Here is a 21800-nt window from a genome sequence, read left to right as displayed (position 1 = left end):
CTCAGCTCTCCTCTCCGAGCCGGAGCACCTCGCCGAGGCGCATCCGGCGGTTGTTCAGTGCCTCGACGGTGACCGCGAAGCCGAGGGCCAGCAGGGCGAGGCCCAGCACGCCGGCCACCAGGCCGGGTTCGAACCCTGCCCGCACCGCCACCCCGCCGGTGAACGCGGGCAGGCCGAGCACCGGGGTGAGCAGCACCGGCAGCAGCGCGCCGACCACCGCGCCGGTGAGCACCGACACCAGCACCAGCGGGCTCAGCTCCACCAGCAGCAGGCCCCGCCACTGACGGCGGGACAGCCCCATGGTGCGCAGCCGGGACAGCACCTGCCCCCGGCTGCGCGCCTCGGCGAGCACCGCGAACGCGAGCGCGAGCAGGCCGAGCACCCCGCCACCGACCGCGCCGATGACGAACCCGAAGACCAGCAGGCCGTTCACCCCGCTGCCGCCCAGTTCGGCGCGGACCTCCGAGCGGGTCAGCACCTCCGCCGCACGGGGCCGGTCATCGGCGACGAGAGTGCCGGACCGCTGGTAGCGCCGCTGCCCCTCGTCGAGGGCCGAGGCCAGCGCGGCCCGGTCGACGTCGGCGCCGGCGAGCAGGAAGCCGGTGGGGGCCAGCGGATGCAGGGCGGTTGCCGGCAGCGCCGGCCAGGGCAGCACCACGAACCGGTCCACCCCCCGGTCGACCAGCGGGAACTCCTCGACGGTGCCGGCGATCCGCGCCGGCAGCCGGTTGCCCTGCACGTCCAGCCAGGCCGGCCGGTGCCCCTCCGGGTCGGCGAGCCCGGCGGCGGTGAACTCCTTGGCGAGCGTCGGGGAGACCAGCGCCGGCAGCGGCGCCGCCGGGTCGCCGGTGGCCCGCAGCGGGTCGGGCACGGTCACCGGTACGCCCGCCCGGCGGGCCACCTCGGCGAAGCGTTCAACGTCGATCAGCAGAATCCGGGTCTCGCGGACGACGCTGAGCCGGCCGGCCTCGTCGGCGTACGGACGTTGGCCCGGCTCGACCACCAGCGGGGCGGCCGCGCCCACCCCGGGCAGCGCGGCCAGCGCTTCGGTGGTGTCCGGGGCGAACCGCTCCCCCTTGATCAGGACGTCCCCGGGTACGGCACGCACGGCGGCCTGGTCCCGGCCCTGCTCGATGCCGGCCGCCACCACGGCGCAGAACGCGGCGGTGGCAACGGCCAGCACCACCACGACGAGCGGCCCGGTGGTGGCGGCCCGCCCGGCGCGGGCGGTGCCGAGGAACCCGACGCTGCCCCGAGCCCGGGCGGCGACCCGGCTGAGCAGCCGCAGCGGCCACGGGTACGCACGCAGCGCGACCAGCGCCGCGGCGACCGCCAGGAGCACCGGCACGGACACCAGCAACGGGTCCACCGTCCCGTCGAGGGTGAGCCCCCGCCGACGCAACAGGAACGCCCCGAGGGCGGCGACGGCGAGCACGGTCACCTCGACGGTGAGCCGCACGGTGTTGGCGCGGGCGCCGATCAGGTCGGCCCGCCCGCCACCGCCCCTGGTGGTGGCGAGCGCGGTGACCGGCGGGAGCAGCGTGGCCGCCACCGCGGCGAGCAGCACCCAGCGCAGGTCGGCGCCGTCGCCGGGGAGGAGCCCGCCGAGCAGCCAGCCGGCTCCGGCCGCGAGCGGCAGCACCAGCGCGGACTCGGCCAGCCCGCGAAGCAGCACCGCGGCGGTCGAGCCGCCCCGGGCCCGGATCAGCGCGTACTCGGTGCGGCGGCGGCGCGCCGCCAGCCGGGCGGCGAGCAGGGTCAGGCCGGCCAGGGTGGCGAGCAGCCCGGCGGCGATGACGGCGAGCAGCGTACGGGCGGCGGCGAGCGACTCCGCGAAGCGGCGCAGCGGGATGTCGACGCCCTGGGTGAAGGTGAGACCGGCCGGGCGGGTCCGCTCCAGGGCGGCCAGCCCGTCGATCAGCGCGGTGAGTTGACCGGCCGTGATCCGGTCCGGCGAGACCCGGTAGCGCCAGCCGAAGTTGATCGGCCAGCCGGCGGCCGCCGTGCCGTCGAAGCCGCCATCGCCGGTCACTCCGACGATCAGGTAGGGCATGCCGTCTTTCTGGGGTTCGGTGACCCGCAGCACCGACGGCATCGCGTCCCAGATACCGCCGGTCGGGTCGTTCGGCCCGAACACACCCACCAGGACGACAGCCCTGGTATTCAACACCGTGCCGGCCGGGTCCAGCAGGGAGTAGCTGAGCCGGTCGCCGACCCGCAGGCCGAGCTGGCCGGCCACCGGGGCGGCCAGCGCCACCTCGGTCGCGCCGGCCGGGTCCGCGTCGGGCCAGCGCCCCTCGACCAGGGTGGCCGCGTCCTGGACGCCGGACACCACACGCAGGCTGAGGTCGAACAGTCCCTTCTCGGGAGCCAACTGGGGGCCGCGCAGCCGGCCGAACGTGGTCTGCGCCACGTACCACCGCTCCCCGATCGCCGTGCGGACCGCGGGCGGCATCCGGTCCTGGATCGTCTCCAACTCGCCGGCCCGCCTGGCGGCGACCTGGGTGCTGCTCTTCGACACCAACTCCGGATCGGAGATGTAGGTCAGATCGCGGTAGGCCACCGGCTGGCCCGCGACGTACGCCCGCAGCCCCTGCCCGGTCAGCCGGTCGGCGACCCGGGGCACCGCCGTAATCAGCAGCGCGGTGACCAGGGTCAGCACGGCGAGCAGCAGGAAGTGCCCCCCGTACGCCCGCACCCGCCGGGCGACCGCCAGCAGACTCATCGTTCTCCCCCGATCCGGAGCTGGGCCGCGGCCACCCGCTGGCGGATGCCGGCCGTGATGACGGCGCTGAACGTCAGGGCGACCGCCAGCAGCCCGAGCGCGGTCGCCCCGACCGGTGCCCAGGGCAGGATGAACGCCGCGTCGGGCACCGGCCGGCCGGCGGCCGGGGTGAGAATCACCAGCGGCACCATGATGGCCGCGACCCCCGCCCCGACCAGCAGGCCCACCCCGACGCCGATGCCGGCCAGGAAGGCCTGCTCGGCCAGGAGCGCCCGGGCCAGCAGGCGTGGCGTCGCGCCGAGCGTGTGCAGCACGGCGAACTCCGCCATCCGGCGCCGGGCCGTCGCCCAGACGTCGACCGCCAGGCCGACCAGGGCGAGCAGCACCGCGCCGAGAGCGGCGGCCAGCAGGCCGGTGCGGGCCCCCAGCCAGTACGGGTCCCGAGCCGCCTCCGCCGCGACCTGACGCCGGTCGAGCAGGGTGGTCCCGGGCAGGTGGCCGAGGGCCGCCGCCGCGGCGGAATGGTCGCTGCCGGTGCCCAGCCACCATTCGGACAGCGGCCGGACGTTGCCCTGCTGCCGCAGCAGCCAGTCGCCGGCCGCGGACAGGTCCAGCATGATCCCGTCGCGTTCGGTGGCGGGCACGGCCGCGACCTGCCCGACCAGCCGGACCGGCAGGGACACCCCGGAGAGCGAGAGGGTGACCGTGTCCCCGTCGTGGAGGTTCAACGCCGCCACGGCGCCGGGCGTCATGAGCGCGGGCACCGACGGGTCGTCCCCGGCCGGCACCACGGCGAACCGGGACGACGGCGGGTTCGCGAACCGTAGGAGGCCTTCCGGCACCGTCACCTGCTGCGTGGCGTCCACGGTGCCGCCGTCGACAAGGGCCGCACCGCCCGGGCCCTGCGCCGCATCGGTGATCCGCCAGCCGGTGCCGAGGGAGAGCGGCAGCACGCTTCCGCCCGCGTCGGTGAGCCGGAGCCCGTCGAGGCGCAGCCGGTAGCGGGCGCCGATCGCCCCGCCCCCGTCGGCCTCGAAGCCGGTCAGGCGCAGCGGCGTACCGCCGGTGTCCGGCAGCCGGACGGAGAACGGCACCGCCCGGTCGCCGTGCCCGGCCGCCAGCGGCAGTCGCCAGGTCCTACCGCCGTCGGTGGCGAGCAGCGCCGCGACGGCGACCCGCGGCTGCCCGAACGGTGTGTCGACCGGGGTGCGGACGGTGCCGGAGAGCTGCTGGGCACCGTCCGGTAGCGCGACGCCGGGGGGCGTGAGGCGGCGCGTAAGCCGGTCGAGCAGTTCCGGCGCGGACGCGCTGCCGGCGGCGTCGTCGAGCCGGAGCAGCCCCTTCGCCCCGGCCGCGTCCAGGCTGACCACGGTCACCGGCAGGTCCTTGCGGCCCAGTCGGATGTCGTCCCGCCAGGCCGGCAGTATCCGGTCCAGGCCGGGCACCGCGGCCAGCGCGGCAGCCCGGTCGGCCGGCGCGACGCCGTTGCGCTCGATCAGCCGCAGGTCGGCGCCGACGGTGTGCCGGGCCTGCTCCTCCTGCGACCGTTCCCAGGAGGCCAACATCGACCAGGCCAGGGTGCTGCTGCCGACGGCGAGGGCGAGCAGCAGCACCGGGCCGGCGTGCGGCCGGCGGCCCGCCTGCCACATGCCGAGAATGGTGGCGGTCCACGGTCGCCGGTCGACGAACCGCTCGGCGAACCGGGTCGTCGGCGGCAGCAGCCGCAGCGCGACCACCGCCCCGGCCAGCACGCCGATGGTGGGCGCGGCGGCAAGCAGCGGGTCGATGCCGAGCCGGCCGCCGGCCCCGGCGACGGGCGAGGAGTACTGCCGCAGCTGGGTCCAGGCGAGCACGGCAAGCGCGACGAGCGCCAGGTCGACGCTGGCCCGCTGCACGGCCGCGCCCCGGCTCGGGCGGGATCGGGCCGCCATGTCGGCGACGTAGGTGCCGGCCCGCCGCAGCGCGGGCAGCACCATGGCGAGCAGGCACCCGATCGCGGCGGCGACCGCGACCGCCCAGACCCGGCCGAGGGCGCCGCCGGCCAGCCGCAGGTCGCTGCCGAGCCACCGCACCGCCACCCCGGTCAGCGGCGGGGCGAGCAACGCGGCCGGCGCCACCACCAGGGCCGCCTCCCGTACGGCGAGGCCGGCGAGTTGGCTCCGGGCGGCGCCCCGGGCGCGCAGCAGCGCGGTCTGCGCCCGCCGGTCCTCGGTGAGCAGCGCGGCGACCAGCACCAGCGCGTACCCGCCGAGGACCACGATCAGCAGCAGCGGGGTGAGCAGCGCGGACCGGCCGACCAGGTCGGCCCGGCCGAGCCGGTCGGCGAGCCGGTCGAGATTGCTGACGATCTGGGCGGAGGAGCCGAGACCGGTCGCCTCGGGGATCTTCTCAGCAAGGTCGGCGAGGGCGGCCTTGACCCCGACCAGCCGGCTCGGTTCGACGCTGGCGAGGTCGGGCGCGACCAGCCAGGCGGCAGACGTGGAGCCGGGGAAGGTGCGCGCGAAGTCGGCCGGGTCCAGCGCGAACGGCCCGTACGAGGTGACCGCGCCGGTCCCCTGGCTGTCGCCCACGCCCGGGGCCAGCCACCAGTACGGCTCGCCCGGGTCGCGGGGCCGCCAGGTGCCGGCGACCACCACCGCGCCGGCCCGTTCCGCGCTGCGGTCGTAGAGCGGCACCTGGTCCCCGATCCGCAGCCCGAGCTGGCCGGCGACCCGCTCGGGGAGGGTGACCTGCAACGGCGTTGCCCCGGGCGTCGGCCACGAGCCGGCGGTCAGCTCGGCGTGCGCGGGCAGGTCGGCCAGGGTGGCGAGGTTGGCGAACATCGCGTCGGTGCCGACCCTGGCTGCGCCCAGGTCCCCGGTCAGCTCGCGCCCGGTGCCGTAACGGGCGTCCACAACGGTCACCGGTACGCCGCCGAGCCCGTCGGCGAACTGGGCGCGGACCGCCCGGTCCCGCTCGGCGTACGCCGCGGCGTCCCGGCCGCCGGAGCCGCTGACCAGCAGGCTGCGCTCCTCGGCGGGTGCGGCGGCGAGCACCGCCCGCTGGCCGGCGTCGACGGCTCGACGGCTGTAGTCGGAGAGCCCGGTGACCAGCGCGACCGCGACCAGGGCCGCGACGGCGGCGGCGAGCAGCAGCCCGCGCGCCTCGACGGCCCGCCTCCACACCAGCTTCATCCGACGTCCCTCCCTGGCCCCCGGTCGGGCCGACGACAAGGGAGACCCGCCAGGGGCCGGAAAAGGTTCGCGCCCGTTACATGATCGTTATCTGTCCTCCGCTAGGGCACTGGCCACAGGGATTCGCTGTCGCGCCCGACCGGCGGCGCCCTCGCCGGGCGAGCAGGCAAGTCTGCACGACCTTTGGAGCTGATAGCACAGGCGAGTCAGCGCCGGATCGGCAGTGAATCGTCTATGCCATCAGCTCCAAAGGTCGTGCAGACCGCTACCCGACCCGCACAAAAGACAGCGCCCCTACGGGCGGGCGGGCCGGGCGTCCAGCCACCGGATGATCAGGTGCGGGGGCGGTCGCGGTCCTTGGAGGGCTGCACCCGCTTCGGCTCGCCGGGCATTTTCGGGTATTCCGGCGGGTACGGCAGGTCGCCCTGGCTGGCGGCGGCGTCCCGCTCGACCCACTCCAGCAGCGGCGTGATGTCCCACGGGGCGTCGTCGATGCCGGCGTGCGGGTCGCCCCGCTCGGCCAGCCGGGCCGGCACACTGCCCAGGTGGAGGTCGTCCGGTTCGACGTCGGTCAGCTCGTCCCAGTCGACGGGCGTGGAGACGGTGGCCCGGGCGGTGGCCCGCAGCGAGTACGCGCAGGCAATGGTCCGATCCCGTGCCATCTGGTTGTAGTCGACGAATACCTTGCTGCCCCGCTCCTCCTTCCACCAGGCGGTGGTGATCAGCTCGGGGCGACGCCGTTCCAGCTCCCGGGCCAGCGCGATGGTGGCCCGGCGCACCTCGACGAAGGTCCAGCGCGGCTGGATACGCAGGTAGACGTGCACGCCCCGGCCGCCGGAGGTCTTCGGCCAGCCGGTGGCGCCCAGCTCGTCCAGCAGCGCGCGCAGCTCACCGGCGGCGGTGACCGCGTCGGCGAAGTCGGTGCCGGGCTGCGGGTCCAGGTCGATCCGCAGCTCGTCGGGGCGGTCGACGTCGGCGGCGCGCACCGGCCACGGGTGGAAGACCACCGTGCCCATCTGCGCGGCCCAGGCCACGTGCGCCAGGTCGGCCGGGCAGAGCTCCGCGGCGGTCCGGCCACTGGGGAAGCTGATCTCCGCGGTCCGGATCCACGGGGGTACGCCCCGAGCCGGCACCCGCTTCTGGAAGAACATCTCCCCCTCGATTCCCTCGGGGAAGCGCTGCAATGTGGTGGGCCGGTCGCGCAGGGCGCGCATGATCCCCTCGCCCACCGACAGGTAGTAGTGGAAGACGTCCGCCTTGGTGAAACCGCGCTGCGGGAAGATCACCCGGTCCGGGCTGCTGAGCCGTACGGTGTGCCCGGCGACCTCGATCTCCTCGACGGCGGCTTTGCTGCCAGCCATTGCGCGACCATATGCGATGCCACCGACGCTCGACGTACCGTTGACCGGTGAGTCTTTCCGAGAGTGAACTGCCCACCACCGAGGACGAGTGGCGGGTCCGGCTGAGCCCCGAGGAGTTCCGCGTGCTCCGCGAGGCCGGCACCGAGCGACCGTGGACCGGCGAGTACGTCGACACCAAGGCCCCCGGCGTCTACCACTGCCGGGCCTGCGGGGCGGAGCTGTTCCGCAGCGAGGACAAGTTCGACTCGCACTGCGGCTGGCCGAGCTTCGACGACGCCATCCCGGGGGCGGTGAAGGAGATCCCCGACAACACCCTCGGCATGCGCCGTACGGAGATCCGCTGCGCTCGGTGCGACAGCCACCTGGGGCACGTCTTCGAGGGTGAGCGGTTCACCCCGAAGGACACCCGGCACTGCGTGAACTCGGTCTCGATCCGCCTGGAACCCCGTTAAGGTTGGGCTATTCGTCCAATTTCGGGGGGTTTGTATGGCTACCTGCGAGGTCTGCGGCAACGACTACTGGATGGCGTTCGAGGTGCGCACCTCCAGCGGGGCCACGCACACCTTCGACTGCTTCGAGTGCGCGATCCACAAGATGGCGCCGATCTGCGAGCACTGCCAGATCAAGATCGTCGGCCACGGCGTCGAGGTATCCGGCCGCTTCTTCTGCTGCGCCCACTGCGCCCGCGCTGTAGAGGGCGCCCAGGGCGCCGAGATCCGCGACGCGGTGGGCGCCCGCCCAGCCTGAGGCCAGCCCGCGCGTCGCGCCCGGGCGACACCAATAACCAGAGAGCGATATGCCTCCAAGTCATATTCATGACTGAGAGGCATATCGCTCTCAAGGGCTTGGTCGGGTGTACGGCGTCACCGTCGGTAACCGGTGGTGTCGTAGCACCGGTCACCGCGGCCTACCATCGCGGGATGCCCATCGAGTCACATGTCGCGAGCTTCGCCGAGCTGGACGCCCGCACCTTCCATGACCTGCTCCGGCTGCGCATCGACGTGTTCGTGGTGGAGCAGGCCTGCCCGTACCCGGAGCTGGACGGCCGGGACGTCGAACCCGGCACCCGGCACCTCTGGCTGACCCGCGACGGCGCGGTGGTGGCGTACCTGCGGATTTTGGCCGACCCGGGCGGCGTGGCGCGGATCGGCCGGGTGGTGGTGGCCCCGACCGCCCGCGGCGCGGGCCTGGCGGGCCGGCTGATGACCGAGGCGCTGGCCCTGGTCGGGGCGGGCCCGTGCGTGCTGGAGGCACAGAGCTACCTGGTCGACTTCTACGCCGGCCACGGCTTCGCGGTCAGCGGGCCCGGGTACGTCGAGGACGGCATTCCGCACACCCCGATGAGGAGACATTGACGGTCACCACTTTATTGTGAAAGCCTGCCAGGCAGAGCCGTCGCGGGAGCAATAAAAGCGGGGCGCAGGAGGGGGCAACTCCGCGCCGTCCGGGCGTCGTTCGACCGACCCCACCCCCCGGAGGCTCACATGTCCACTCCGCACCGCCGCCGCACCCCGGTCGCGGCGGCGTTCCTCGCCGTCGGCGCGCTCGTCGCCGCGCTGCTCACCACCATCCTGGCCAGCCCGGCCTCCGCGCACGGGTCGGTGGTGGACCCGGCGTCGCGCAACTACGGCTGCTGGCAGCGCTGGGGCAACGACTTCCAGAATCCGGCGATGGCCACCCAGGACCCGATGTGCTGGCAGGCCTGGCAGGCCGACCCGCAGGCCATGTGGAACTGGAACGGCCTGTTCCGCGAGGGCGTCGCGGGCAACCACCAGGCGGCCATTCCGGACGGCCAACTGTGCAGTGCCGGTCACACCCAGTCCGGCCGGTACAACGCCATGGACACCGTCGGCGCGTGGAAGACCACGTCGATCACCAACAACTTCCGGATCAAGCTGTACGACCAGGCCAGCCACGGAGCCGACTACATCCGGGTGTACGTCTCGAAGCAGGGCTTCAACGCGTTGACCAAGCCGCTGGCGTGGAGCGATCTGGAACTGGTCGGCCAGATCGGCAACACCCCGGCGAGTAAGTGGACGCCGGAGACGGGCGGCGTGTCGATCCAGGTGGCGGGCAACGCGCCGGGCCGCACCGGCCGGCACATGGTCTACACCATCTGGCAGGCCAGCCACATGGACCAGTCGTATTACTTCTGCAGCGACGTCGACTTCGGTGGCTCGACCCCAACCACCCCGCCGACCACCCCGCCGAACAGCCCGCCGCCGACCACCCCGACCCCGCCGCCGGCCACGCCTCCCCCGACCACCACTCCCCCGACCAGCCGCCCGCCGACGACGGCTCCCCCGACCGCGGCACCGGAGAAAAGCTGCGTCGTCACCTACCGGCTCATCAACTCCTGGACCGGCGGCTTCCAGGGTGAGGTGACGGTGACCGCCGACGGCTTGGCGATCAAGGGCTGGATGGTCAACCTGACGTTCCCGAGCGGCCAGCAGATCAGCCAGGCGTGGAATGCCCAGGTCACCAGCTACGGGCCCACGGTGATCGCCCAGAACGAGAGCTACAACGGGTCACTGGGCGCCGGGGGGCACACCACCTTCGGCTTCCTCGCCTCCGGCAATAGTGCAACCCCCTTCTGGGCCTGCACCGCGACCGCCTGACGAAGGTATGAGAAGGGGCCCCGGCACCACGCCGGGGCCCTGCTTTCACATCAGGCAGCTGACGATGTCGGCGATCGAACGGCGGCGGCCGGTGTAGAAGGGGACCTCCTCGCGGACGTGCCGGCGGGCCCCGGAGGCCCGCAGGTCGCGCATCAGGTCGACGATCCGGTGCAGCTCGTCCGCCTCGAAGGCGAGCATCCACTCGTAGTCGCCGAGGGCGAAGGAGGCCACCGTGTTGGCCCGCACGTCCGGGTAGCCGCGGGCCATCTTCCCGTGCTCGGCGAGCATCTCGCGCCGCTCGGCGTCCGGCAGCAGGTACCACTCGTACGAGCGGACGAACGGGTAGACGCAGACGTAGTCGCGCGCCTGCTCATCGGCCAGGAACGCCGGGATGTGGCTCTTGTTGAACTCGGCCGGCCGGTGCAGCGCCAGCTGCGACCAGACCGGGGTGAGCGCCCGGCCCAGCGTGGTCCGGCGGAACCGCAGGTACGCGTCCTGCAGCGCGTCGCTCGACGCGGAGTGCCACCAGATCATCAGGTCCGCGTCGGCGCGCAGGCCGGCCACGTCGTACGTGCCACGGATGGTCACGTCCTTGCCGGCCAACTCGGCGAAGAGGGACTCGACCTCGTCGACGACGTTCTCGCGCAGCAACGGGAGCGGGCTGGTGGCCCGGTACACCGACCACATGGTGTAGCGGATGGTCTCGTTGAGCTCCCGCAGCCGGGCCGCGTTCGTCTGCTCGGTCATGCCGATCCTCCCAGTGCTGTGATGATCTCTTCGGCCGCCGTCTCGCCGGAGCGGACGCAGACCGGGATGCCGACGCCGTCGTAGCCGGCCCCGGCCAGGGCCAGCGTCGGGTGGGTGGCGCGCAGCGCCGCCCGGGCCGCCGCCACCCGGCCGAGGTGACCGGGGGCGTACTGCGGCAGGGCCCCGCCCCACCGCTGCACGTGCCGGGCGACCGGCGTCGGCAGTGGGCCGCCGAGCACCTTCGACAGCTCCCGGTGCACGGTGGCGACCAGGTCGTCGTCGGTGAGCTGCAGCGACGTCTCGTCGCCGTACCGGCCGACGGAGGCGCGGACCAGGGCGAGCCCGTCCGCCCGGCGCAGGTGCCCCCACTTGGTGGTGAAGAACGTGGCCGCCTTGATCAGCAGCCCCTCGGTGGCCGGCACCAGGAACCCGGACAGCTCCGGCAACTCCGGCTCCGGCAGGGCCATGGTGACCAGGGCCACGCTGGCGTAGTCCAGCCCGCCGACGGCGGCGGCCACCTCGGGCGCCGGCTCGGCGAGCAGCCGGGCGGCCGGACGGGCCGGCACGGCGAGCACCACCGCGTCGACGTCGACGTTCGACGGCGCACGGGTCGGGCCGACCACCAGCCGCCAGCCGGTGGCGGTGCGGTGCAGTTCGCGGACGGCGGCGTCCCGGCGGATCGTCGCGCCGCTGGCGGTCGCCGCCGACTCGACCAGGGTGCTCAGCCCGCCGGCCAGGGTGCCGAAGACCGGCGCGCCGGGGGCGCGGGGCGCGGCGGCCTGCGCGGCCCGGACCGCCCCGACCAGGGTGTGCTCGACCCGGGCCGCCCGGGCGAGGGCCGGCATGGTGGTGACCAGGGAGAGGTCGTCGGCCCGGCCCGCGTAGACGCCGCCGAGCATCGGGTCGACCAGCCGGTCGACGACCTCGTCGCCGAACCGTGCCCGGACCAGAGCACCGACCGGCACGTCGGCGTCCGCGGCGAGCAGCGGCCGACCGCCGTCGGTGTCGGCGTCCGCGGCCGGCCGGGCCACCGCCGTCACCTTCGCCAGGTCACCGGGTACGCCCACCAGCGTGCCGCCCGGGATCGGGCGCAGCCCGCCGTCGACGACCAGCGCGGCCTGCCCGACGCTCGGGTGCACGATCGAGCCGGCCAGGCCGAGCCGGCGGGCCAGGGCCACCGCGGCCGACTCCCCGCCGGCCGGGTCGCGCATCAGGAAGGATTCGGCGCCGAACTCGACCGGCCCGCCGGCCAGCTCACCGGTACGCAGCTTGCCGCCGAGGCGGCCGGACTGCTCGTACACGGTGACCTCGGTGCCGGCGGGGGCGCGGTCGCGTAACCGGACGGCGGCGGCCAGCCCGGCGATCCCACCACCGATGATTGCCACCCGACACGGTCGCGCCACGGCCCCTCCCCTACTCGACGGGCCGCGCGGACAGCTCGTGCACCAGCGCGACCACCCGGGTCAGCACGTCGGGATCGGTCTCCGGCAGGACGCCGTGACCGAGGTTGAACACGTGACCGGGAGCCGCGCGGCCCTGGTCGAGGATCCGGCGCACCTCGGCCTCCACCACCGGCCACGGGGCGAGCAGCACGCACGGGTCGAGGTTGCCCTGCACGGCCTTGTCCGGGCCGATCCGACGGGTCGCGGTGTCCAGCGGCGTACGCCAGTCCACGCCGACCACGTCGGCGCCGGCCTCGCCCATCGCGCCGAGCAGCTCGGCGGTGCCCACCCCGAAGTGGATCCGGGGCACTCCCGCGTCGGCCAGGCCGCCGAGCACCCGGATCGAGTGCGGCAGCACGTAGCGCCGGTAGTCGGCCTCGGAGAGCGCGCCGGCCCAGGAGTCGAAGAGCTGCACGGCGGAGACCCCTGCGTCGACCTGCACCCGCAGGAAGGAGAGCGCCACCTCGGCCAGCCGCGCGCAGAGCGCGTGCCACAGGTCCGGGTCGCCGTACATCAGTGCCTTGGTCTTCGCGTGGTTACGCGACGGCCCGCCCTCGACCAGGTAGCTGGCCAGGGTGAACGGGGCGCCGGCGAAGCCGATCAGCGGGGTGTCGCCCAGCTCGGCGACGAGCAGCCGGACCGCCTCGTCCACGTAGGACACGTCGTCGCGGGTGATCGGGCGGATCCGGTCGACGTCGGCGGCGGTGCGGACCGGCTCGGCCACCACCGGCCCGGTGCCGGCCACGATGTCCAGATCGACGCCGGCGGCGGCCACCGGCACCACGATGTCGCTGAACAGGATCGCCGCGTCGACCCCGTGCCGGCGGACCGGCTGGAGGGTGATCTCGGTGACCAGCTCGGGGCGGCGGCACGACTCCAGCATCGGCACGTTGGCCCGGATCTCGCGGTACTCCGGCAGCGAGCGGCCGGCCTGGCGCATGAACCAGACCGGGGTGTGCGTCCCCGGCTCGCGGCGGCAGGCGCGGACGAAGGCCGAGTGGGCCGGCCCGCTGTGGCGGGATTTTTCGTCTCGGGCGGCAGCGCCCGTCGTTTCGGTGGTCATCGCGGCAATCGTGCCACGCCGCCCCGCCCACCCCGCCGCCACCGTCACCTTTTGTGACGTGAACGGAGGGGCCCTTGTCAACGCCTCCGGTAGAGCAGGGGCCCCGTCTCAACACGCATGCCCGCTCGGCGCGCCATGACGGCGTGCGGGACGGCGGCGGCATAGGCTGCCGGCATGGCCCCCCCGATCGCGCTTCCGGAAACGTTCGCCCGCGCGGTCGCGGGGCTACGATCGGTGACGCCCCGCGCCGAGATCGTGCTGGAGGAGGTCGGCGCCCCCCAGCGTCTGGCCCCGTACGCGTTCGCGCTCTCCGCGGCGGTGCTGCGGTGCGACGACGAGGTGGCCACCGGCCGGTTGATCCTGCTGCACGACCCGGCCGGCCACGAGGCCTGGCAGGGCACCCTGCGGTTGGTCACCTATGTCACCGCCGAGCTGGAGGTGGATCTGGCCAGCGACCCGCTGCTGCCCACGGTGGGCTGGGCCTGGCTGATCGACGCGCTGGACGCGCAGGACGCCCGGCACCGGGCGATCGGCGGCACGGTCACCCAGACGCTCTCCACCCGCTTCGGCGAGCTGGCCGGGCCGCCCGCCGCCGGGGACATTGAGATCCGCGCCTCGTGGACGCCGCTCGGGGCCGACCTCGCGGCGCACCTGCTCGGCTGGTGCGCCCTGCTCGCCTCGACGGCCGGGCTGCCGCCGCCCGGCGTGACGGCCCTGTCCTCCCGTCGTCCGGCCGGCGCCGCCTGAGCGGGTGCCCGGCCACGATGACGCCATCCGGCCCGGTCAGGACGCCCGCCGGCCATCCCGCCGACACACGGTGGACCGGCTACGCACACCGGTTCCCCCGGCGAACTAGGGTTGTCAGGTGACCGACGAACCACCCCAGCGCCGTCGGGCCGCCGAAAGCCGTACGGGAGAGGCACCGCCAGATCCGTTGTCGGCCGCGCCGCAGCCGGCGGACGCGGGGACCGAACCCGGCGCCGGCGAGCCCGTGCCGCTGACCGCGCCCCGTGAGGGCACCCCCGTGCCGGCGGCCACGCCGAGCGAACTCGACGAGATCGTGGCGCGTTTCGCCGCGGGCACCGGCCCGGTGGCCCTGGACGCCGAACGCGCCTCCGGATACCGCTACAGCCAGCGGGCCTATCTCGTGCAGCTGCGGCGAGCCGGCTCCGGCACCGCGCTGATCGACCCGCTGCCGCTGCCCGACCTCTCCGCCCTGGACGCGGCGATCGCCGAGGCCGAATGGGTGCTGCACGCGGCCAGCCAGGATCTCGCCTGCCTCGCCGAGGTGGGGCTGCGCCCGCGCCGACTCTTCGACACCGAACTGGCCGCCCGGCTGGCCGGGTTCGAGCGGGTCGGCCTCGCCGCGCTGACCGAACAACTGCTCGGGTACACGCTGGAGAAGCACCACTCGGCGGCGGACTGGTCCAGCCGGCCGCTGCCGGAGGCCTGGCTGACGTACGCGGCGCTGGACGTGGAGATGCTGGTCGACCTGCGCGACGCCCTCGACGAGGAGCTGCGCCGGCAGGGCAAGTCGGAGTGGGCGGCGGAGGAGTTCGCCGCGCTGGTCCGCAACGGCGCCCGCCCGCCCCGGGTCCGGGCCGAGCCGTGGCGGCGTACCTCCGGCATCCACCGGGTGCGCGGCGCCCGGGCGCAGGCCCGGGTGCGCTCCCTCTGGTACGCCCGCGACCAGATCGCCGCTCGACGGGACGCGGCCCCGGGGCGGGTGCTGCCGGATTCGGCGATCGTGGCCGCCGCCGAGCTGGACCCGAAGGACGAGAAGACCCTGCTCACCCTCCCCGGCTTCGGTGGTCGCTCGGTGCGCCGGCTGGCCCGTACCTGGCTGGCGGCCCTGGACGACGCACGCCAACTGCCCGACGACGCGCTGCCGGCGACCCCGGTCGTGGAGGGTCCGCCCCCTCCGCACCGGTGGGCGGAGCGCGACCCGGTGGCCGCCGGGAGGCTGGCCCGCTGCCGGGAGGTAGTGGTCGGCACGGCCGGCGCGCACAACCTGCCGGCGGAGAACCTCATCGCACCGGACTACGTCCGCCGCCTCGCCTGGCAGCCGCCAGAGGAGATCACCGCCGAATCCGTCGCGGAGACGCTGCGCGGCTTCGGCGCCCGGGAATGGCAGATCGGGCTGCTCACCGAGAAGCTGGCGGACCAGCTTCCCGGGACGGACGCGCTCACCTGACCGACGTGCCCCTCCGGTGGCTGCCCGCCGCCGGAGGGGCCTGTGGTCGGGGCGGGGTCACCGGCTCGCGGTGGCTGCCGGGCGGGCGTCCCGCAGTGCTGGTGCGAGCGCCCACCGGCGGGCCAGCACCGTCGCCCCGGCCAAAGCGCCACCCACCAGGGCCGCCTCGGCCAGCAGCACCGGCAGTGCGGTGCTGTAGCCCGTGGTCCAGGCGAAGGCCATGGTCATCGGCGTCACCAGCAGCCCGGCCATCGGCAGGAGCAGGGCCATCGCCCGCACCGTCCGGCCGATCGCGGGAACATCCGCCATCCGCTGGCGTACGGCGAGGAGCGCGCCGCCGAGCACGGCGAGGACGCAGATCAGGTACCGCAGCAGCCCGAGGGCGACCGACAGCGCCGCCGGGAACGACACCGGCGTCGGCGTCCACAGCAGCAGCCAGGAGAGCACCAGGCCGGGCAGCGCGCCGACGAACGCGGTGCGCAGGAGGCGATCGGTCTCGTGCCGCAGACGGCCGGCGCCGGCCTCTGCGGCGAGTCGCCGGGCGAACGCCCGCACGTCGGCGTCGCCGAGCAACTGCCGGGGGGTGACGCCGTCGGCGGCCGCGGCCTCCAGTTCGCGGCGCAGGTCGTCGGCGAGCGCCGCCCGGTCGCGGGGAACCACCCCGAGGGCCCGCCACTCGTGTTCGGCGATGGCGATGACGTCGTCCGCGTCCTGCACGGCTACCTCCCGGTGGTGTGCGTGTCGGTGATGGCGGCGTCGACCGTGTCGACGAAGGTTCTCCACTGCTGTTTCCAGGCGGCGAGTCGTCGCCGCCCCTCCCCGCTGAGCGCGTAGACCTTGCGCGGCGGGCCGCTCCGGCTCTCCTGCATCACGTCGGTGACCAGCCCGAGCCGCCGCAACCGGGTGAGCAGTGGATAGACGGTGCCGTAGCCGACTCCCGCCAGTCCGGCGTCGTCCAGTCGGCGGACCAGTTCGTAACCGTGGGCGGGCTCGCGATCCAGCAATGCCAGCAGGCACATGTCGAGGGCGCCCCGGAGCAGCTGGGTCTGCCGGTCGTCTCCCTCGGAGCCCTCCACAGCTACCATGCGACACATAATAGCCTCACTATTATGTGTCGCCAACTACCGCATCCGATGTGGGGCGAGCCACACGGGGAGGTGGTGACGCAGCTGGTTACTGACAAGTAGCATCCGAGGAAACGCCCGTGCAGACAACCTTCGATCGGCCCGTGACGCCGCCGGTCGGCACCGGGCCGGATCGTGGTCGATAAGGAGCAGCGTAGTGGTCGCTTTACTGGCCATATCTGTCTATGGTCGACCGCTGTGGGCAGTGCCTATCGGATCGGTGAGTTCGCTACGCGGATCGGTCGTTCGGTGAGCACGGTGCGTCGATGGGAGGCGGAAGGCCGGATTGTGGCCCGCCGTCTGCCGTCGTCGGGGCAGCGGTACTTCGACGACACCGATGTGCGCAAAGTGCTGCAGCCCGGCTTCGACGTCGCCCGACGCAAGGTCGTGGTGTACTGCCGGGTCTCGTCGCCCGGGCAGAAGGCCGACCTGGCCTCGCAGGTGTCGGCGATGCAGCAGTTCTGTCTGGCTCGTGGCCTGGCGGTGGACGAGTGGGTCAGCGAGGTCGGTGGTGGGATGGACCAAAGCCGGGAGAAGTTCCTGGCGTTGATGGACGCCATCGACCGGGGTGAGGTCGCCACGCTGGTGGTGGCTCACAAGGACCGGCTGGCTCGGTTCGGCTTCGATTTCCTGGAGCATGTGGCCGCGCGTGGCGGCTGCGAGATCATCGTGGCCAATCAGGAGGCCCTGTCCCCCAGGCGAGAGTTGGTCGAGGACCTCCTAGCCATCGTAGGTACCTTCTCGGGCCGGCTGTACGGGCTACGGCGCTACGAGAAGGAACTCAACGGGGTCGATCTGGCGTCTGGGGATGGCCGGTGAGGGTCACGCGTATTGCGTATTCAGCCGGCCTGAATCCGGGTAAGTATGCCGCTCTGGTTGAGCAGGCTCGCCGGTTGGCACTGAGGGCCGACCAATGGGCTGCCGATCCGTTCCTGGCCCGGCAGATGCGCCAGCACTGGAAACGGGGCCGCAACCGCACGCACAATCAGATCGTCGTGCGCGCCGACCAACACAACACGATGGTTGATGACCGTGGCCGGTTGTGGCTCGCGGTCCCGGGCCTGCAACCCCGCAAGATGGTCAGGATCCCGCTGTCCACCACGGTCGCGCCGACGGGCACCCTGCGGCTGATCCTGCGCGGCGGCCGGGTCGAGGTGCACTACCAGATCGACGCAGCGCACATGCCGTCGTCGCAGCGGCCCTGCGGTGAGGCGACGGTCGGTGTGGACAAGGGCTACACCGAAGCCCTCACCGACTCCGACGGTGATCCCTACGGCACCCGGCTCGGCGAGCTGCTGACCACGGAGTCGGACCGGCTGAAGGAACGCAACCGCCGGCGAGCGAAGCTCCGTTCGATCGCCAACACCGCCGCCGCCCGTGGAAACCATGCGAAGGCGTACCGGATCAAGGTCAACAATCTCGGCACCGTCAAGCGGGACCGGCAGGCGGCCCGGCATCGGGCGCGGGTGCGGACGGAGATCTTCACCGCCGTGCACGAGGCCGTGGACAAGGCCGCCACGATAGTGGCCGAAGATCTCACCAAACGCTTCGCCGGACGTAAGAAGCTCGGCAAGAACATCAATCGGCGTCTCGCCGCGTGGACCAAAGGAGTCACCGCCGAGGCCCTCGAAAACGTGTCGGAGCGCAGAGGTTCTGCGCACGTTCCCGTCAACGCCGCCTACACCTCACAAACCTGTCACCGCTGCGGGCGGTTCGGCCACCGCAGCGGGGACCGGTTTCACTGCACTACCTGCAGGGTGGCGTGGCAGGCCGACATGAACGCCGCGATCAACATCCTGCACCGATTAGGCGACCCCGACATCGCCCTGCACACCCCACACCAGAAGGTGAAGCAGATCCTGCAGGACCGGACCGATCGCCACCGGACCAGACTGCCGGTCCAGGACTCCAGCCCGACCACCACAGCCAGGCGGAGAGCGAACCATCCGAACCGCTCAGCAATGAGCAACTAGTAGGAAGCAGGCTCCAAGTGCCCCGTGAAGTTCGGGATGTCGTCTTCGTCGACGGCGTCCGCACCCCGTTCGGCAAGGCGGGTGGCATGTACGCCAACACCCGCGCCGACGACCTGGTGATCCGCTGCATCCGCGAGCTGATGCGGCGCAACCCGCAGCTGCCGCCGGAGCGGGTCGAGGAGGTCGCCATCGCGGCCACCACCCAGATCGGCGACCAGGGCCTGACCATCGGCCGCACCGCCGCCCTGCTGGCCGGCCTGCCCAGGACGGTGCCGGGCTTCGCCATCGACCGGATGTGCGCCGGCGCGATGACCGCCGTCACCACCGTCGCCGGTGGCATCGCCATGGGCGCGTACGACGTGGCCATCGCCGGCGGCGTCGAGCACATGGGGCGCCACCCGATGGGCGAGGGCGTCGACCCGAATCCGCGGATCATCGCGGAGAAGCTGGTCGACCCGTCCGCCCTCGTCATGGGCGCCACCGCGGAGAACCTGCACGACCGCGTCCCGCACATCACCAGGGCGCGCGCCGACGCATTCGCGCTCGCCTCGCAGCAGAGGACCGCCAAGGCGTACGCCAACGGCAAGCTCCAGGGCGACCTGGTGCCGGTCGCGATCCGCGACGAGGACGGCGGCAGGGGCCTGGCCACCACTGACGAAGCGCCCCGGGACACCTCGCTGGAGAAGCTCGCCGGCCTGAAGACCCCGTTCCGCCCGCACGGAAAGGTCACCGCGGGCAACGCGGCCGGCCTGAACGACGGCGCCACCGCCGCGCTGATCGTCGCCGAGGAGACCGCCCGCGAGCTGGGCCTGCCGATCGCCATGCGGCTGGTGTCGTACGGCTTCGTCGGCGTCGAGCCCGAGGTGATGGGCGTCGGCCCGATCCCGTCGACCGAGAAGGCGCTGCGCATCGCCGGCCTGAGCATCGACGACATCGGCCTGTTCGAGCTGAACGAGGCGTTCGCCGTGCAGGTGCTCGCCTTCCTCGACCACTTCGGCATCGCCGACGACGACCCGCGGGTCAACCCGTGGGGCGGTGCGATCGCCATCGGTCACCCGCTCGCCTCCTCCGGCGTACGGCTGATGACCCAGCTTGCCCGGCAGTTCGCCGAGCACCCCGAGGTCCGCTACGGCCTCACCGCCATGTGCATCGGCATCGGCATGGGCGGCACGGTCATCTGGGAGAACCCACACTGGACGGAGTCCAGCAAGCAGGCTCAGCGGGAGGGTGGAGACAAGTGAGCGCGCTCGCCGCACCGAACGAGGTCGTCACCAGGGCGCTGCTGCGGCAGGTGAACGTGCCGGGGCTGGACCGTCCCGCCGCCCTGATCACCCTGGACAACGGCTTCGACCACACCAAGCCGAACACCTTCGGCCCGGCCGGCCTGGCCAGCCTGGACGAGGCGATCACCGCGGCCCTGGCCGCCGACCCGGCGTTCATCGCGGTCACCGGCAAGCCGTACGTCTTCTGTGTGGGCGCGGACATCACCAGCCTGCCGCTGCTGGAGAATCGCGAGCAGGCGCTGGAGATCGGCCGGCTCGGCCACCGGGTCTTCGCCCGACTCAAGGACAGCACGGTTCCGACCTTCGCCTTCGTCAACGGCGCGGCGATGGGCGGCGGCCTGGAGTTGGCTCTGCACTGCCACTACCGGACGCTCTCTGGCGGGGCCACGGCCCTCGCGCTGCCCGAGGTCTCCCTCGGTCTGGTGCCCGGCTGGGGCGGCACCCAACTGCTGCCGAACCTCATCGGCATCCCGGCCGCCACCCAGGTGATCCTCCAGAACCCGCTGATGCAGAACCGAATGCTCAAGCCGAAGCAGGCGGCGGAGATGGGCATCGCGGACGTGCTGCTGGAGCCGGCCGACTTCCTGGAGCGGTCCCTGGAGTGGGCCGCCGGCGTCGTCAAGAGCGAGATCACCGTGACCCGGCCCGAGGTCGACCGGGACATGTGGGCGGGCGTGCTCTACTTCGCCCGGCAGACCCTCGACCAGCGGCTGCACGGCGCGGTCCCGGCCGCGTACCGGGCGCTCGACCTGTTGGAGACGGCGAAGGACGCCGACTTCGCCGCCGGCACCGCGGCCGAGGACGAGGCCCTGGCCGACCTGGTCTTCTCCGAGGAGCTGCGCAGCGGCCTCTACGCCTTCGACCTGGTGCAGCGGCGGGCCAAGCGGCCGGCCGGCGCACCGGACAAGGGCCTGGCCCGCCCGGTCACCAAGGTGGGCATCATCGGCGCCGGCCTGATGGCCAGTCAGCTCGCCCTGCTGTTCGCCCGCCGCCTCCAGGTGCCGGTCGTCATGACCGACCTGGACCAGGCCCGGGTGGACAAGGGCGTCGGCTACGTGCACACCCAGATCGAGCAGGCCGTCAGCAAGGGCCGGATGGACAAGGGCACGGCGGCCAAGCTGTACGGCCTGGTCAGCGGCGCGCCGAAGGCAGAGGTCTTCGCGGCGTCGACACCGGACCGGCTCACTTCGTTCGCCGATTGTGACTTCGTCATCGAGGCGGTCTTCGAGGACCTGACCGTCAAGAAGCAGGTCTGGGCCGAGCTGGAGAAGATCGTCAAGCCGGAGGCGGTGCTGGCGACGAACACCAGCTCGCTGTCGGTGACCGCCATGGCCGCGGACCTGGAGCATCCGGAGCGGGTGGTCGGCTTCCACTTCTTCAACCCGGTCGCCGTGCTGCCGCTGCTGGAGATCGTACGCGGCGAGCGGACCGACGACGCCACCCTGGCCACCGCGTTCGCCGTCGGCAAGCAGCTGAAGAAGTCGAGTGTGCTGGTCAAGGACGCCCCGGCGTTCGTGGTCAACCGGCTGCTGACCCGTTTCCTCGGCGCGGTGTTCGCCGCCGTCGACGCCGGCACCCCGCTGGAGGTGGCCAACAGCGCGCTGGACCCGCTGGGTCTGCCGATGCGTCCGCTCGCGCTGCTCCAACTGGTCGGCCCGGCCGTGGCGTACCACGTGGGCGGCACCCTGCACGCCGCCTTCCCGGACCGGTTCGGAGTCAGCGAGAACCTGAAGCGTATCGCCGACTCCGGCCAGCCGATCGTCGTCAACGACCAGATCAACGCCGACGTCGCCAAGCTGCTCGTGGTCGGCGATCAGCCGCTGACCGCCGAGCAGGTCCGGCGGAACGCCCTCGACGCGCTGGCGCAGGAGATCCGGCTGATGCTCGACGAAGGCGTCGTCGCCGAGGCGCAGGACATCGACCTGTGCCTGATCCTCGGCGCCGGCTGGCCGTTCCACCTGGGCGGCGTCACGCCGTACCTGGATCGGACCGGCACCGCCGAGCGGGTCACCGGCCGGCGTTTCCTGCCGCGCGGGATGGCCAGCCTGCGGTGACAACTTCACCTCTGCGGTCAGCCTGATCCACGCACCGCTGTCC

The 21800-nt window shown here is 73.2% G+C and carries 18 protein-coding genes; 10 read left to right on the top strand and 8 right to left on the bottom strand.

Annotated features, from left to right (window positions below; genetic code table 11):
- Position 1: 1 nt before the first annotated feature.
- The 3 genes from AB0C02_RS11530 to ligD all read right to left on the bottom strand — a co-directional run bounded on the left by AB0C02_RS11530 (position 2) and on the right by ligD (position 7259).
- Entirely contained in the window at positions 2-2725 is a 2724-nt protein-coding gene (locus AB0C02_RS11530) for an FtsX-like permease family protein (RefSeq protein WP_357544501.1), read from the bottom strand.
- Complete coding sequence (locus tag AB0C02_RS11525; RefSeq protein WP_357544500.1) at positions 2722-5898, bottom strand: ABC transporter permease; 3177 nt, start codon at positions 5896-5898, stop codon at positions 2722-2724. The genes AB0C02_RS11530 and AB0C02_RS11525 overlap by 4 nt, the downstream gene beginning before the upstream one ends.
- 332 nt (positions 5899-6230) lie before the next feature.
- A complete protein-coding gene (gene ligD, locus AB0C02_RS11520) occupies positions 6231-7259 on the bottom strand; it encodes a non-homologous end-joining DNA ligase (RefSeq protein ID WP_357544499.1) in 1029 nt (342 codons plus the stop codon).
- Between the two features lie 47 nt (positions 7260-7306).
- On the opposite strand from ligD, the gene msrB reads away from it, so the two are divergent.
- The 4 genes from msrB to AB0C02_RS11500 all read left to right on the top strand — a co-directional run bounded on the left by msrB (position 7307) and on the right by AB0C02_RS11500 (position 9877).
- Positions 7307-7711: a peptide-methionine (R)-S-oxide reductase MsrB gene (gene msrB / locus AB0C02_RS11515; RefSeq protein WP_357544498.1), complete on the top strand. Its 405-nt coding sequence runs from the start codon at positions 7307-7309 to the stop codon at positions 7709-7711.
- A 34-nt stretch (positions 7712-7745) separates the two neighbouring features.
- Entirely contained in the window at positions 7746-8006 is a 261-nt protein-coding gene (locus AB0C02_RS11510) for a Prokaryotic metallothionein (RefSeq protein WP_357544497.1), read from the top strand.
- A 173-nt stretch (positions 8007-8179) separates the two neighbouring features.
- The gene (locus AB0C02_RS11505) at positions 8180-8614 is read left to right on the top strand and encodes a GNAT family N-acetyltransferase (RefSeq protein WP_357544496.1); all 435 of its coding nucleotides are present in this window, start codon (positions 8180-8182) and stop codon (positions 8612-8614) included.
- A 129-nt stretch (positions 8615-8743) separates the two neighbouring features.
- Complete coding sequence (locus AB0C02_RS11500; protein ID WP_357544495.1) at positions 8744-9877, top strand: lytic polysaccharide monooxygenase; 1134 nt, start codon at positions 8744-8746, stop codon at positions 9875-9877.
- Between the two features lie 45 nt (positions 9878-9922).
- Here AB0C02_RS11500 and hemQ read toward each other — a convergent pair whose 3' ends face one another.
- From hemQ to hemE, 3 genes are read right to left on the bottom strand one after another with little or no spacing between them, the layout of a single operon-like run.
- A complete protein-coding gene (hemQ, locus tag AB0C02_RS11495; RefSeq protein ID WP_357544494.1) occupies positions 9923-10624 on the bottom strand; it encodes a hydrogen peroxide-dependent heme synthase in 702 nt (233 codons plus the stop codon).
- Positions 10621-12027, bottom strand: coding sequence for a protoporphyrinogen oxidase (hemG, locus tag AB0C02_RS11490; RefSeq protein WP_357544493.1), 1407 nt, complete (start codon positions 12025-12027; stop codon positions 10621-10623). The genes hemQ and hemG overlap by 4 nt, the downstream gene beginning before the upstream one ends.
- Before the next feature lie 10 nt (positions 12028-12037).
- Positions 12038-13129 (bottom strand): uroporphyrinogen decarboxylase, encoded by a 1092-nt coding sequence (hemE, locus tag AB0C02_RS11485; RefSeq protein WP_357544492.1) that lies wholly within the window; start codon positions 13127-13129, stop codon positions 12038-12040.
- A 174-nt stretch (positions 13130-13303) separates the two neighbouring features.
- Here hemE and AB0C02_RS11480 point away from each other — a divergent pair, with 174 nt between their 5' ends.
- Entirely contained in the window at positions 13304-13876 is a 573-nt protein-coding gene (locus AB0C02_RS11480) for a DUF3000 domain-containing protein (protein ID WP_357544491.1), read from the top strand.
- Between the two features lie 118 nt (positions 13877-13994).
- Entirely contained in the window at positions 13995-15323 is a 1329-nt protein-coding gene (locus AB0C02_RS11475; protein WP_357544442.1) for an HRDC domain-containing protein, read from the top strand.
- Between the two features lie 57 nt (positions 15324-15380).
- Here the strand turns inward: AB0C02_RS11475 and AB0C02_RS11470 are convergent, their stop codons facing one another.
- Positions 15381-16040 (bottom strand): hypothetical protein, encoded by a 660-nt coding sequence (locus tag AB0C02_RS11470; protein WP_357544386.1) that lies wholly within the window; start codon positions 16038-16040, stop codon positions 15381-15383.
- Positions 16041-16042: 2 nt separating this feature from the next.
- A complete protein-coding gene (locus AB0C02_RS11465; RefSeq protein WP_357544354.1) occupies positions 16043-16408 on the bottom strand; it encodes a PadR family transcriptional regulator in 366 nt (121 codons plus the stop codon).
- A 237-nt stretch (positions 16409-16645) separates the two neighbouring features.
- Here AB0C02_RS11465 and AB0C02_RS11460 point away from each other — a divergent pair, with 237 nt between their 5' ends.
- From AB0C02_RS11460 to AB0C02_RS11445, 4 genes are all read left to right on the top strand, one after another.
- A complete protein-coding gene (locus AB0C02_RS11460) occupies positions 16646-17266 on the top strand; it encodes an IS607 family transposase (RefSeq protein ID WP_357544315.1) in 621 nt (206 codons plus the stop codon).
- A gap of 74 nt (positions 17267-17340) precedes the next feature.
- Positions 17341-18420, top strand: coding sequence for a transposase (locus tag AB0C02_RS11455; protein ID WP_357544286.1), 1080 nt, complete (start codon positions 17341-17343; stop codon positions 18418-18420).
- A 17-nt stretch (positions 18421-18437) separates the two neighbouring features.
- Entirely contained in the window at positions 18438-19661 is a 1224-nt protein-coding gene (locus tag AB0C02_RS11450; RefSeq protein WP_357544230.1) for a thiolase family protein, read from the top strand.
- Positions 19658-21757 carry a 3-hydroxyacyl-CoA dehydrogenase NAD-binding domain-containing protein gene (locus AB0C02_RS11445; RefSeq protein WP_357544186.1) on the top strand — a complete coding sequence of 700 codons (2100 nt, stop codon included), beginning with the start codon at positions 19658-19660 and terminating at the stop codon, positions 21755-21757. The genes AB0C02_RS11450 and AB0C02_RS11445 overlap by 4 nt, the downstream gene beginning before the upstream one ends.
- Positions 21758-21800 lie beyond the last annotated feature (43 nt).

This window comes from Micromonospora sp. NPDC048999 (genome assembly GCF_040649295.1).
GTDB lineage: Bacteria > Actinomycetota > Actinomycetes > Mycobacteriales > Micromonosporaceae > Micromonospora.
Note: the sequence above shows the minus strand (reverse complement) of the source record. Positions and strands in the feature narration are given on the sequence as shown.